This window comes from Serratia sp. Ae19-1 (genome assembly GCF_059801225.1).
In genome coordinates, this window is record NZ_JBCHWD010000001.1 from 525,798 (window position 1) to 538,363 (window position 12,566).

Below are 12,566 nucleotides of genomic sequence, written 5' to 3' on the forward strand. Positions count from 1 at the left end.
GCTGCCGCCGGCGCGTGTTTATGCGGGTAAATAATGATTAACACTGTTTAGCGCCAATCACGCCGGCGCGCAAGCTGAGACCGAACACCAGCGCGGCGGAGAGGATCAGCGCGCCGCCGAACAGCATGGCGCTGCTGACGCCCTGCCAGTCCACCACCTCGCCGCCCAGCAATGCGCCGGAGGCCAGCGCGATTTGGACGACGCACACCAGCAGCGCCTGGCCAGCCTCCGGCGCCTGCGGCACCGCGGCGAACATCCAGTTGGTGGCGCACACCGGCACGGCGCCAAAGGCCAGTCCCCAGACCATCACCATCAGCGTGGCGCCGCCGAGGCCGCTGAGCAGCGGTGAGACGATCAGGATGCCCGCCAACATGGCGGCGATCAGGATAAAGGTGGCGCGCAGGCTGTATTCCCCCAGGCGTTCGCCGAGGAACGTGCCCAGCAGGCCGACGGCGCCATAGGCCAACAGCTGCAGCGAGATGGCCGACGGGCTGAGCACAAACACCTGCTGCAGCAGGGGGCGCAGATAGGTATAGGCGGCGAAGTGGCCGATGAACAGCAGCACGATGGCGATAAGGCCGATGCGCGCCATCGGCAGGCGCAGCGGCAGCACCAGATCGCGCGGCGTGACCGGCCGGGACGGCGGCACCGACGTCAGTAAGCGCAGTTGCGCCAACAGTACGCCGACCGCCAGCGCCGCGCCGCCGAAGAAGGCGGCGCGCCAGCCGAACAGATCGCCGACCAGTGCGCCGATCGGCACGCCGCACACCGCGCCGACCGAAACGCCGCTGAGGATCAGCGCGGTGGCTCGCCCCTGGCTGGCTTCCGGCACCAGATGGCGGCCATAGTTGGCGGCGAACGACCAGAAGCCGCCGACGCAGACGCCCAGCAGCACGCGGCCGAGCAACATCATCGGAAAGTTGACGGCCAGCGCCGCCACCAGATTGGATACCACCAGCAGCAACGACAGCCCCAGCATCAATAAACGCCGATCCAGGCGGCCGGACATCAGGCTCAATGCGGGGGCGGCCACCGCCGCCACGATGCCGGGCATGGTGACCATCAGCCCGGCGCTGCCGGTACTGACGCCGAGCGAGGGGGCGATGTTGGTCAGCAGACCGATCGGCAGAAACTCGGTGGTGACCATGACAAAACAGGCAACCGTCAGCGAGAAGATCGCCAACCACGGGGATGATGCAGGGTTATCTTTATGATTCAGCATAATGCCGCTCTTCTCAGGTGAATGCGCAGGCCGCACGAGGGGCGCAGCGTGACCGAAATCACAATTTACGGCAGGTGAGAGCGGCGGATAAATCCATTCACGGTGGTTACACTGTTTCTGAGGGGGAATAATCGTGTTCGGCTCAGGCCGTCATCGAGATGAGCGGACGGGACAACAATGGCGGATCCCGCCCGCACCGGTTTTATCGCCGGTCAGTTCACATTGCTTCCTCGATAACCGATCGACTGTCGCAAATAGCGCGCCAGCACTTCACGGGTAAATTGCGCTTCCTGAATCGCACTGCCTTGCAAAAATTTCTTCACGTTGCGTTTGTCCCACTGGTAGGTGTTTTGATACAGCTCCGCCGTCGATTGCCCCCCGGTGGCATTGTCCTTCATCAGGCTCAACAAAGGATAAAGCGGTGATTCGGGGTCAGCTTCCCAATGTTCAAACCACTCAGCCAGTGGTTGGCGTTGGAAGCTGAAGCCAAAATGCTGCTCCAGCAGGCCGAAAAACGCATCCATCGTCAGGCTGTCTTCGGGCTCGGGGGTCAGATGGAATTTATGCCCTAACGCCTGAGGATTCCGGCTGATATGGGCAATCACGCTGGTGATGTAATCGACGGTGGTCAATCCTTCGCGAAACTCGTGCAGCGTGGGGACGATGCCGCAATCCAGGCAGGTCTTAACCAGGTTTCCCCACCACTGATAGTCTGCGCTGACGCCCGTTCCGCTGTGGTTGGTCGCATAGCCCAGCCGGAAAGTCATCATCGGCAGGCCGCGGGCGGCCGCCAGATTGGCGACTTTCTCCATGACCCATTTGCTGCGCACGTAGCCAATATCGGTCAGCACCTCCGGCAGATTCAAATCGATATCGTCATCTTCATGCATGATCCACCGTTCGGAATGCGGCGGCTTCCAGCTGTAGACGGCAATGGAGGAGAGCAGCATCAGCGGTTTGGTGCGCCCCTGCGCCGCAAAGCGAATAATCTCCCGCACCCCCTGCACGTTAATATGCTTCAGGTAAGAGTAAGGCTGGATAAAGTTTACCGCACCGGCAGAGTGATAAACGATGTCGGTCTCCTGACTTAACCGTTGATATTCCGCCGTCGTGAGGCCTAACTGCGGTTGCGCAATATCGCCGCAGAGCGGCAAGGTTCGCGCGAGCTGATCCTCTGTCAGCGCAATGCGGTAGTGCGCGAGTGCCTGCAGCAGCCGCTGCCGCGCAGTATGCGCATCTGGGCCGCGGATCAAGCAATAAATCTTCGCTTCGGTGCTGCGTAGCAGGTCGGCCATAAGGTGGCTACCGACAAAACCAGTGGTACCCGTCAGCAGAATGCAACGTGGCGCGGTAATTTGGCGTTCGTCGAAACGGGGATCGATGTGAAGATCGTCCGGCAGGAAAATATCGTCTTGCAGAATGCGCAGCGGTTCGGCCGCGCTGCTCGGCGAAATAGTCTGGCTGCGCTGCTCAAGCGCTTCGGCTAATAGGCGAATGGTCGGGTGATCGTAGATATCGTGCACATAGGTGCGAACACCTGTTCTCTCTGAAATCGCGACCGCCATTTTTGCCGCCGTCAGAGAGTGGCCGCCTGAATGAACGAAGTTGTCGTTCGGCCCAGGTAAAACGCCCAGAAGTGCCTGCCAGATTTCGGCCAGAGGCGCTTCACGAGGGGTAAAGGACGATTTATGCAAGGCGGATTCGGTGCATTGTCGCTGGTGGTGGGTCAGCAGGGCATGCTTATCCACCTTATTGTTTATCGTCAGCGGCAGACGCGGCAACACGATCATCGCCGAAGGCATGAAGTAAGCCGGCAGTGCGTCGCCGAGATGTCGCCGCAGCGATTCCTGGAGCTCATAAGAATCAGCGGCGTGCGAACTGACAAACGCCAGTATGCGTTTTTCTAGATCGGGCTCGTCTTGCACCAGCGCAACGGCGCTTTTCACCTGCGGGTGTCGCAGCAGGACGCTTTCAATTTCCCCCAGCTCTATGCGGTTGCCGCGAATTTTAACCTGGTCGTCGAGTCGGCCCAGATATTGTATCCGCCCGTCCGGCAGTCGACAGGCGCGATCGCCGCTGCGGTAAAGGCGTGTACCCGGCGTAAACGGTGAAGGGATGAAGCGTTGGTTCGTCATTTCAGCATCGCCTAAATAGCCGACGGCCAAACCGGGACCGCCGATAAACAGCTCACCGGGTTCGCCATCCTTGAGCGGCTGCAGGTTGTCATCCAAAATAAACGCTTCTGCACCCGCGATCGGCATGCCGATGCTAGCCACAGGGTTGGTGCTGGCGCAGGCGACTGGGTTGCAGGTGGTGAAAATGGTCGCCTCGGTAGGGCCGTAATAATCTACCAGCGGGTAATCGATCTGCGACAGGCTGACGGGGTTCAGCTTTTCGCCGGCAGTAAACAGATAACGCAGCGAGAGTTCGGGCGGCTGCGGGGCGCTGACAATCTCCGGCACGAGTACCGTCGGAACAAAAGCATGAGTCAGGCGGCGGCGAGCAAAAAAATCGAGCAGCGCTGTGGGGCTCAGGCGTGTTTCTTCGCTATCCGGCAGTACCAGCGTGGCGCCGCAGATCAGTGGAGACCACACTTCCCACTGGGCGACATCGAATCCTATGCCGGCGATCAGCGTGCTGCGGCAGTGTTGATCCACGGCGAAATTCGCGTTGTGCCAGTTCACCAGGTTGTGCAACGCAGCGTGAGTGATCATGACGCCTTTCGGCTTGCCCGTCGTGCCGGAGGTAAAGATCACATAGGCAATGTTGCTTGGCTCAGGCAGGGAAGAGGGGGGCGGTGCGGAGATAGGCTCTTGACTTGGCTTATCAATGGCAATCACCTGCAGCCCCGTTGTTTCAGCAAGATAAGAAAATGCGCTGCTTCCTATCAGTACCGCCGGCGAATGGCTTTGCCCAACAATTTGCGCAATGCGCTTTTCCGGGTTGTGAACATCGATGGGGATATAAGCGGCTCCCGCTTTAGCTATGCCCAGCATGCCGATAATAAACTCCGGCGTGCGTTGGACAATTAAAGGAATACAATGGCCTGGCCCTATTTCCGCCTGCTTCAGTCGGCTGCATAATCGATCGCTTTCTCGGTTCAATTGCTGATAGGTCATTTGCATGTCGCCATAAGCTATCGCGATATTATTTGGAGATTTAATGGACTGATTAATAAACTGTTCTATGACATTGTTAAACGTTTTAGACATTTTGCACTCCAGTTTTTATATCATGTGAGTAATCAATGATTGGACTTAGGTCGGAAAACATCTGTAAAAAGTAAACGTTAAGAGTCCCATTGTTATTAACAGGTGGTTTGCGTTGATGGGAACATACGGATTATGTCGGAGGTTTGCTAAAAATGTATTTTATTTTTTATAAAGTGCCGTTAAAGGAAAGGTATGAAAATGATTAAACTTTAAATTATTTTGTGGTTAATGTTAATTGTGTTGAGGCTTGTCGCAAACTTGACGAGGCAAAGTTCCTTGCGTATATAAAATGTACGCAGTTCTCGACCAACCTACCTGGAGAAATGCAATATGAAGAGAAAAGAGGTTCCTAATTTCTTAAGTAAAAGAATTCATGAGCGTTTTCAACATAGATTCAATACCGAATGGGGTGGGGTTAATTTATTTAAAGTTAATCCGAAAGATGATAATGATGTGATACTTTGCTCCAATGATTATCTGGGGCTTTGTGACGAAGAAAAGCTTCACCTCAGCAACAAAAGAGACAGGACGGGGGAGAAAATCATGTCGTCCGTGTTGCTCAATGAAACCAGCTATCAGGCGGAAGTTGAACGGGCGTTCACCGAGTTTTTCGGCACGGAAGACAGCATCATGTGCCAATCCGGCTATGCCGCCAACACCGGGCTGATCCAGGCTATCGCCAACGAGGATACGCCGGTCTATATCGATATTCTGGCGCATATGTCACTGCATGACGGCGTGCGCCTGGCCGGCGCGACATCCCATCCTTTCGCTCATAACAGCGCCGAAAGCGCCAGAAAAAAAATCGCTCGCCATGGCCCCGGCATCGTTGTCGTGGATACGGTATACAGCTCCAATGGGAGCATGTGCCCCATCGCGGATTTTGTCTCATTGGCGGAGGAAACCGGCTGTGTGCTGGTCGTCGATGAATCTCACTCTGCGGGCACGCACGGCCCGCAAGGACGCGGTGTCGTTTATGAGCAAGGGTTGACGGATAAAGTCGATTTTATCACGGCCAGTCTGGCTAAAACCTTTGCCGGCCGGGGCGGATTAATCACATGCCCGACCATTTTCAAAGACTATTTCCAGCTTGAATCGCACCCGTCATTGTTCAGTTCCTCCGTCATGAACTATGATTTGAAATGGTTTATGGATGCCATTGAATATATTAAAGCGGCGGACAAGAAAAGAGAGAAGTTGCATGCCCATTCGAAATATCTTCGCTCCACATTGGACGATTTGGGATATGACGTCTCCGGCGGCAGCGAGCAAATCATTTCATTGGAGATCGGTTCAGAGAAAGAAGTGATGTCGCTGAAAAACCATCTGGAGAGCAACGGAATATTGGCGACAATCTTTTGCTATCCGGCGACAACGAAAAATAAAGGGAAAGTAAGATTGACGGCAAATGCCAATCTCAGCAATCATGCTCTCGAACGAATTGTGGATGCATTTAGAGAATACAAGAAAATGACTTGCCAATCAGCATAATACTTCCGTCAGATTAAATGGCGTGCTTTGATTTTCTATGATTCGCAACGTTGATTTTTACATTTCATTGTCAGTGCTATATAAAATCTCACCTCTTACAAATTTGTTATTGGGTTTTATTTGGAGGCATTATGTCGATGTCAATTAAAGAGAGAAGTCTTTTCTTATTAAAGCACGCTCAATTTTTCACGCTTGCCAGCCGTTCTTTAGATGGTTCTGTTTGGGCTGCGACGCTCAGCTATGTGGTAAACCGCATACCGCTGAAAATAATCTGGTGTTCGGAGCGACATGCCAGGCATTCTGAAAACCTGCGCCATGATAACAGAGTCAGCGGCGCTCTTTATCTCGCTGACTTGCCCGTAGAGTCTCCATTAGGGATCGATGGCGTGCAGTTTATTGGCGTGTCGAGGGAAGTGTCTGAAAATGAAACGGACGAGGTTTATCGTTATTTTTCATGTCAAAAATTCCCGGACGAGTCTATTCGAACGCAATGGATGCCGCCTTTGTCTGAGTTCGCCCGGCAGGGATCGCGGCGTTTTTATGAGCTGGATATTACCGAACTTTGGCTGCTGGATACCGATCGCTGGTTGGAAAGCAAAAAAGATAAAAGAATCGCCGTCGATCTGAGTAACGGCCTATGAAGCGGCCGCATAAACGCGCAGTTCCCGTCACCGTTGCACAAAACGCGCTGATCAATCGGGCACAATACGAACAATACTACCGGCGTTCAATCCAGGAGCCGGAGGCCTTCTGGAGGGAGCATGGCAAAATTCTGGATTGGATCAGGCCCTATACTCAGGTAAAAAACACCTCGTTTGAACCAGGGCGCGTCAGCATCCGTTGGTTTGAGGACGGCACGCTGAATGTGTCAGCCAACTGCCTGGATCGCCATCTGGCGAAGCGCGGCGATCGGCCCGCTCTCATCTGGGAGGGCGACGATCCGGCGCAATCCCGGACATTCACTTACCGGCAGTTGCATCACGACGTTTGCCGCTTCGCCAACGTGCTGAAAACACTCGGGGTTAACAAAGGCAACGTGGTGGCCATCTACATGCCGACGGTGCCGGAAACGGCAATTGCGATGCTGGCCTGCGCGCGCATCGGTGCCGTGCATTCGGTGATCTTCGGCGGCTTCTCGCCGGAGGCGGTAGCCGGGCGCATTATCGGTTCCAGCGCGAAACTGGTGATCACCGCCGATGAAGGGGTGCGCGCCGGTCGCCGCGTGCCGCTGAAGCAAAACGTCGATGAGGCGTTGAAAAAACCGGGGGTGAGCAGCGTGAGCAAGGTGGTGGTGCTGCAACGCATCGGCTCGTTGATCGGCTGGCAGGAAGGCCGCGACTGCTGGTGGCATGAGCTGATGCAAGACGCCGCCGCCGAGTGCGCGCCGGAAGAGATGAACGCCGAAGATCCGCTGTTTATCATGTATACCTCCGGCTCGACCGGCAAACCCAAAGGGGTGTTGCACACGACCGGCGGCTATCTGGTGTACGCCGCCCTGAGCTTTAAATATGTGTTCGACTATCATGATGGCGATGTTTTCTGGTGCACCGCCGATATGGGGTGGGCGATCACCCACAGCTATTTGCTGTATGGCCCGTTGGCCTGCGGCGCCATCACGGTGATGTTTGAGGGCGTGCCCGGCTATCCGGGCGCCAATCGCCTGGCGCAGGTGATCGATAAGCACCGGGTCAACATTTTGTACACCGCGCCGACCGCCATTCGCGCGCTGATGGCTGAAGGCGACAGGGCGACCGAGGGCACCCGCCGCGATTCGCTGCGCATCATGGGCACGGCCGGCGAGCCTATCAACCCGGAAGCCTGGGCCTGGTATCACCGCGCTATCGGCAATGGCAAATGCCCGATTGTCGATACCTGGTGGCAAACTGAAACCGGCGGCGCCATGCTGACGCCGCTACCGGGCGTGACGGAGCTGAAGGCCGGCTCCGCCACGCGGCCATTTTTCGGCGTGCGGCCGGCGCTGGTCGATGGCAGCGGCAGGCTATTGGAGGGGGAATGTGAGGGCAACCTGGTGATCCTCGACTCCTGGCCGGGCCAGGCGCGTACGTTGATTGGCGAGCATGAACGTTTCGAACAGGCCTATTTCTCGACGTTTAAAGGCATGTACTTCAGCGGCGACGGCGCTCGTCGCGATGAGGACGGCGATTACTGGATAACCGGCCGCGTCGACGATGTGCTGAACGTTTCCGGCCACCGCATGGGGACCGCCGAAATCGAGTCCGCGCTGGTGTCGCACCCGAAGATCGCCGAAGCGGCGGTGGTCGGCATTCCTCATCACATCAAGGGGCAGTCGATTTACGCCTATGTCATGTTGAACCGCGGCGAGGCGCCGACGCCTGAGCTGTATGCCGAGGTACGCAACTGGGTGCGCCAGGAGATCGGCGCTATCGCCGTGCCTGACGTGCTGCACTGGACGGATGCGTTACCCAAGACGCGTTCCGGCAAAATCATGCGTCGCATCCTGCGTAATATCGCCATTGGCGATACCGATAATCATGGCGATACCTCTACGCTGGCGGAACCGGATGTGATCGACAAGTTGCTGGAAGAAAAGCGGTCAATGAACCTGTCTTTATAAAGCGGGCATGGCGCTCTCCTTTCATTGGCATTCAATCAATGTCAATAATTTGCCGAGTAATATAAATAATTGTAATTATTACTTATTTTTTTCTGCATTTTTGACTTCTCGGCTATTCGACTCTAGGGTTAATTGCTTTTTCATTTTATCAACGATGAATGAGGTTGTTTTTAATGGAGGGAAACATGGCAGGCAGAAAGGTGTTGGTGACCGGCGGGAGCGGCGGCATCGGGTTGGGCATTGCGCTTTATTTCGCCAAAAAAGGCGCTCAGGTGGGGATTGTGGGGCGCGGTGAAGAGAGAATCGCCGCTGCGCAAGACAAGGCGCAGGGCATGGGACTGACGCTGCAAGGGTACGCCTGCGATGTCCGCGACGCCAACAAACTCAACGCGACCGTAGAGCGCTTCGCGGCACATAATGGCGGCCTGGATGTGTTGTGCTGCAATGCCGGTGTTTTTCCTTCCGTACCGCTCAATCAGATGACGGAGCAGCAATGGGACGACGTTCACGCTATTAACAGTAAAGGCACCTTCTTCAGCGTGCAGGCGGCGTATCCTTGGCTGAAACAATCCGCCTGCGGGCGGATTGTGCTGACTTCGTCGATCACCGGCCCTTTAACGGGCTATCCCGGCTGGGCGCATTATGCGTCAAGTAAAGCGGCGCAGCTGGGCTTTATGCGCTCTGCGGCGCTTGAGTTTGCCGCTGACCAGATCACCGTCAACGCCGTATTGCCGGGCAACGTCCTGACGGAAGGACTGAGTGAAATGGGGGAGGAGTATATCGCGGATATAGAAAGAACCATTCCACTGAAACGGCTGGGCTCCGTGGATGATATTGCGGCGGCGGTCTGTTTCCTGGCGTCTGAAGACGCCGGTTACATTACCGGGCAGACGATCGTCGTTGACGGCGGGTTGGTGTTGCCGGAAACGCTGGCTTAAGCCTGACTCTCGGGCAAACGGGCGCCTGGCGGCGCCCGTTTGCGTTTTAAAGCCCCGGCGCTTTCCACATGGAGGTGGTCAGGCCGTTATCCACCAGCGTCAGCTGATCGGCGTAAACCTGCCGCCAGTTTTCCTTCTGCTCCTGATACAAGGCGTGGTTGGTCATGTCCGGCTGATGTTCGCGCTCCCAGCGCACCAGGCGCTCGCCGGTTTCGGCCAGCGATTCGTACAGCCCGGCGCCGACGCCGGCGGCGATGGCGCAGCCCAGCGCGGTGGCCTCTTTCACCACCGGTACCCGTACCGTCAGCCCGGTGACGTCGCTGAGGATCTGACTCCACAGTTTGCCCTTCGCACCGCCGCCGGCGAACACCAGCGAGCGGGCCTGCACGCCGGAGAAGGCGGCGATCTGCTCCAGATTGCAGGCGGAGACGATGGCGGCGTTCTCTTCCAGCGCGCGGAACAGCGTCTGTTTGTTGCAGCGTTCCGGATCGATCGACAGGTTGATGAACGACGGCGCGGCGTGATACCAGGTTTTGAAATGCATAGCGTCGGAAAAGATTGGCATCACGCCGTAGGCGCCCGGCGGCACCCTGGCCGCCATCTCTTCCAGCAGGCTGTAGGCGTCGACGCCCAACCGCTCCGCCAGCAGCTTCTCTTCGGCGCAGAACGCGTCGCGGAACCAACGCATGGTCAGGCCGGTAAAGAAGCTGATGGATTCCGCCTGCGCCATGCCGGGAATGACGTGAGGATTGATGCGGATATTCATCTCCGGATCGATGGCCGGCTCCGGCAGGTTAACGATTTGCTGCCAGAAGGTGCCGCCGAGCACCGCCGTTTGCCCGGCACGCACGATGCCAAGCCCCAGACTGCCGAGTTGCACGTCGCCGCCGCCCATCACCACCGGGGTGCCGAGCAGCAGCCCGCTCTCCTGCGCGGCCTGTTCGGTGACGCGCCCCAGCACGCTGCCGGTCTCTTTCACCGGCGACAGCATGTCGGCGCGCAGGCCGGCCATATCGAGCAGCGCCGGCCGCCAGTCTCGGCTGGTCAGATCCAGCATGCCGGTGGTGCCGGCGTTGGAAGGATCGACCGCCAGCTCGCCGCTCAGCATGTTGGCCAACCAGTCGCTGATCATGGTCAGCGTCGCCGCCTGGCGGTAGATATCCGGCCGATGGTGCGCCAGCCACAGCAGGCGCGGCATGGCGCTCAACGCCAGCGTCTGGCCGGAATAGTGATACACCTCGCGTTCGAAACCGTGGTTGTGCAGCTCTTTCAGCTCGCTGACTTCGTGGCTGGCGCGCGCATCGACGTTGGCGCAGGCCCAGATCGGCACGCCGTTGCGATCGTACAGAACGATGCCTTCACGCATCGAGCAGCAGGCCACCGCGCGGATCGCCTGAGCGCTCAATCCCGCGCGTTGCATCGCCTGGCGGATGCACTGACAGGCCAGCTGCCAGTTGCGGCTGAGGTCGAACTCCATCGAGCCGGGCACGCCCGGCACCGCCAGATGCTGCCACTCCGCCTGGCCGTGCGCGATCTGATTGCCCGCCAAATCGAAGATCACCGCGCGAATACTGCCTGTTCCTGCGTCCAGCGCCATCAAGTAGTTATCCATAGCCTATGCTCTCAGGGGGAGGAGTGTTAACTATAGATGCCGCCGCCTTGCCCCGCCGGGGAAGGTATGGGCACCGCCGGTGCGATTTGTGAGCCAGGCGGCAAAATTGCCGTTGCGGCAGGGCAATCGACGGGAATGAACCTATGGTTGGAAAGCGCCATGTTACGGCGCGCCGTTTAAACAAGGAGCTGTCATGCACGTCACATTGGTTGAGATCAACGTTAAACAGGACAAGATCGACGAATTTGTCGAGGTTTTCCGCGCCAATCACCTGGGGGCGATCGAAGAGCCGGGCAATCTGCGCTTCGACGTGCTGCAGGATGAGCATATTCCAACGCGGTTTTACATCTACGAAGCCTATCGCGACGAGCAGGCGGTGGCGGCGCACAAGCAGACTCCGCACTATCTGCAGTGCGTGGAGAAGCTGGAAGCGCTGATGACCGGTCCGCGCAAGAAAACCACCTTTATCGGCCTGATGCCGGAATAATCGACGGATTTTGCCGGTGTCCATACGCCCGGTTTGGCTGTAACCTGCAAGCTAAAGCGAATTTTCAATGGGATAAGCGGGGCGAGGATGACATTGCGCGATCGGCTGTTGGCGCTGTTGGTGGTGGTGATCTGGGGCGTGAATTTCGTCGTGATCAAGTTCGGTTTACAGGGCATGCCGCCGTTTCTGCTGGCCGGAATGCGTTTTTTGCTGGTGGCGTTGCCGGCGATCTTCTTTATCCCGCGCCCGACCATTCCGTGGAAATGGCTGTTGCTGTACGGCATGACCATGAGCTTCGCGCAGTTCGCTTTTCTGTTCGTCGCCATCAAGGTGGGCATGCCGGCGGGATTGGCTTCGCTGGTGCTGCAGGCGCAGGTGTTCTTCACCCTGCTGCTGGGGGTCGTGCTGATGGGCGACAAGCTGCGCGTCAATCATTTCGTCGGCATCGCTATCGCCAGCGGCGGCATGCTGGTGCTGGCGCAGGCCAGCCTGCATAAGCCGGGCAGCGGCGCGGTGCCTCTGGCGGGCCTGTTGCTGACCCTGGCGGCGGCGTTTTCCTGGGCGCTGGGCAACCTGACCAACAAGAAGATCCTGGCCGGTTTCCCGCAGCGTAATATCTTATCGCTGGTGGTGTGGAGCGCGCCGATCCCGGTGGTGCCGTTCCTGGCCTGCAGCTGGCTGTTCGACGGCCCGCAGGCGGTGCTGAGCAGCCTGAGCCATGTGCAGCTCGGCACCTGGCTGGCGGTTGCCTACCTGGCGTTCGCCGCCACGCTGTTCGGTTATTCGGTGTGGGGCAGCCTGCTGGGGCGCTACGAGACCTGGCGCGTTGCACCGCTGACGCTGCTGGTGCCGCTGGTCGGGCTGTTCGCCGCCTGGTTACTGCTGGACGAAGCGCTGTCGCCGGCTCAGTTCGGCGGCGCATTGCTGGTGCTGGCCGGCATGGCGGTCAATACCTTCGGGCTACCGCGCCGCCGGGCGGCGATCGCGCGTTAAACCGAACAGGGCAAT

General features: G+C 57.7%; 9 protein-coding genes. 6 read left to right on the plus strand and 3 right to left on the minus strand.

From position 1 onward, the window contains the following. Positions 1-37: 37 nt before the first annotated feature. Positions 38-1,222, minus strand: a complete 1,185-nt coding sequence (locus AAIE04_RS02625; RefSeq protein WP_063918971.1) for an MFS transporter — start codon at positions 1,220-1,222, stop codon at positions 38-40. 212 nt (positions 1,223-1,434) lie between these two features. Then, positions 1,435-4,434, minus strand: a complete 3,000-nt coding sequence (locus AAIE04_RS02630; RefSeq protein ID WP_498576436.1) for an amino acid adenylation domain-containing protein — start codon at positions 4,432-4,434, stop codon at positions 1,435-1,437. A 330-nt stretch (positions 4,435-4,764) separates the two neighbouring features. On the opposite strand from AAIE04_RS02630, the gene cqsA reads away from it, so the two are divergent. The 4 genes from cqsA (at position 4,765) to fabG (ending at position 9,459) form a co-directional block, all read left to right on the plus strand. Continuing rightward, positions 4,765-5,925 (plus strand): alpha-hydroxyketone-type quorum-sensing autoinducer synthase, encoded by a 1,161-nt coding sequence (cqsA, locus tag AAIE04_RS02635; protein WP_498576437.1) that lies wholly within the window; start codon positions 4,765-4,767, stop codon positions 5,923-5,925. Between the two features lie 131 nt (positions 5,926-6,056). Further along, entirely contained in the window at positions 6,057-6,566 is a 510-nt protein-coding gene (locus AAIE04_RS02640; protein WP_498576438.1) for a pyridoxamine 5'-phosphate oxidase family protein, read from the plus strand. Continuing rightward, positions 6,563-8,521 carry an acetate--CoA ligase gene (gene acs, locus AAIE04_RS02645; RefSeq protein WP_498576439.1) on the plus strand — a complete coding sequence of 653 codons (1,959 nt, stop codon included), beginning with the start codon at positions 6,563-6,565 and terminating at the stop codon, positions 8,519-8,521. Before AAIE04_RS02640 ends, acs begins: the two co-directional genes overlap by 4 nt. A 185-nt stretch (positions 8,522-8,706) precedes the next feature. Next, positions 8,707-9,459, plus strand: a complete 753-nt coding sequence (gene fabG / locus AAIE04_RS02650; protein ID WP_019453908.1) for a 3-oxoacyl-ACP reductase FabG — start codon at positions 8,707-8,709, stop codon at positions 9,457-9,459. A 46-nt stretch (positions 9,460-9,505) separates the two neighbouring features. On the opposite strand, the gene lsrK is transcribed toward fabG, so the two are convergent. Continuing rightward, positions 9,506-11,071 carry an autoinducer-2 kinase gene (gene lsrK / locus AAIE04_RS02655; RefSeq protein WP_498576440.1) on the minus strand — a complete coding sequence of 522 codons (1,566 nt, stop codon included), beginning with the start codon at positions 11,069-11,071 and terminating at the stop codon, positions 9,506-9,508. Between the two features lie 193 nt (positions 11,072-11,264). Between lsrK and lsrG the strand changes: the two genes are divergently transcribed. Together lsrG and AAIE04_RS02665 are read left to right on the plus strand one after the other, a co-directional pair. Then, on the plus strand, positions 11,265-11,558 hold the full coding sequence (gene lsrG / locus AAIE04_RS02660; RefSeq protein WP_063918973.1) for a (4S)-4-hydroxy-5-phosphonooxypentane-2,3-dione isomerase: 294 nt from the start codon (positions 11,265-11,267) through the stop codon (positions 11,556-11,558). Positions 11,559-11,645: 87 nt separating this feature from the next. Continuing rightward, on the plus strand, positions 11,646-12,551 hold the full coding sequence (locus tag AAIE04_RS02665; RefSeq protein ID WP_025160008.1) for an EamA family transporter: 906 nt from the start codon (positions 11,646-11,648) through the stop codon (positions 12,549-12,551). The last annotated feature ends 15 nt before the right edge of the window (positions 12,552-12,566 follow it).

Excerpts from the sequence above, each read along its gene's own strand:
- cqsA (WP_498576437.1), top strand. The coding sequence starts at position 4,765 with ATGAAGAGAAAAGAGGTTCCTAATTTCTTAAGTAAAAGAATTCATGAG.
- acs (WP_498576439.1), top strand. The coding sequence starts at position 6,563 with ATGAAGCGGCCGCATAAACGCGCAGTTCCCGTCACCGTTGCACAAAAC.
- fabG (WP_019453908.1), top strand. The coding sequence starts at position 8,707 with ATGGCAGGCAGAAAGGTGTTGGTGACCGGCGGGAGCGGCGGCATCGGG.
- AAIE04_RS02665 (WP_025160008.1), top strand. The coding sequence starts at position 11,646 with ATGACATTGCGCGATCGGCTGTTGGCGCTGTTGGTGGTGGTGATCTGG.
- lsrG (WP_063918973.1), top strand. The coding sequence starts at position 11,265 with ATGCACGTCACATTGGTTGAGATCAACGTTAAACAGGACAAGATCGAC.
- AAIE04_RS02625 (WP_063918971.1), bottom strand. The coding sequence starts at position 1,222 with ATGCTGAATCATAAAGATAACCCTGCATCATCCCCGTGGTTGGCGATC.
- AAIE04_RS02640 (WP_498576438.1), top strand. The coding sequence starts at position 6,057 with ATGTCGATGTCAATTAAAGAGAGAAGTCTTTTCTTATTAAAGCACGCT.
- AAIE04_RS02630 (WP_498576436.1), bottom strand. The coding sequence starts at position 4,434 with ATGTCTAAAACGTTTAACAATGTCATAGAACAGTTTATTAATCAGTCC.
- lsrK (WP_498576440.1), bottom strand. The coding sequence starts at position 11,071 with ATGGATAACTACTTGATGGCGCTGGACGCAGGAACAGGCAGTATTCGC.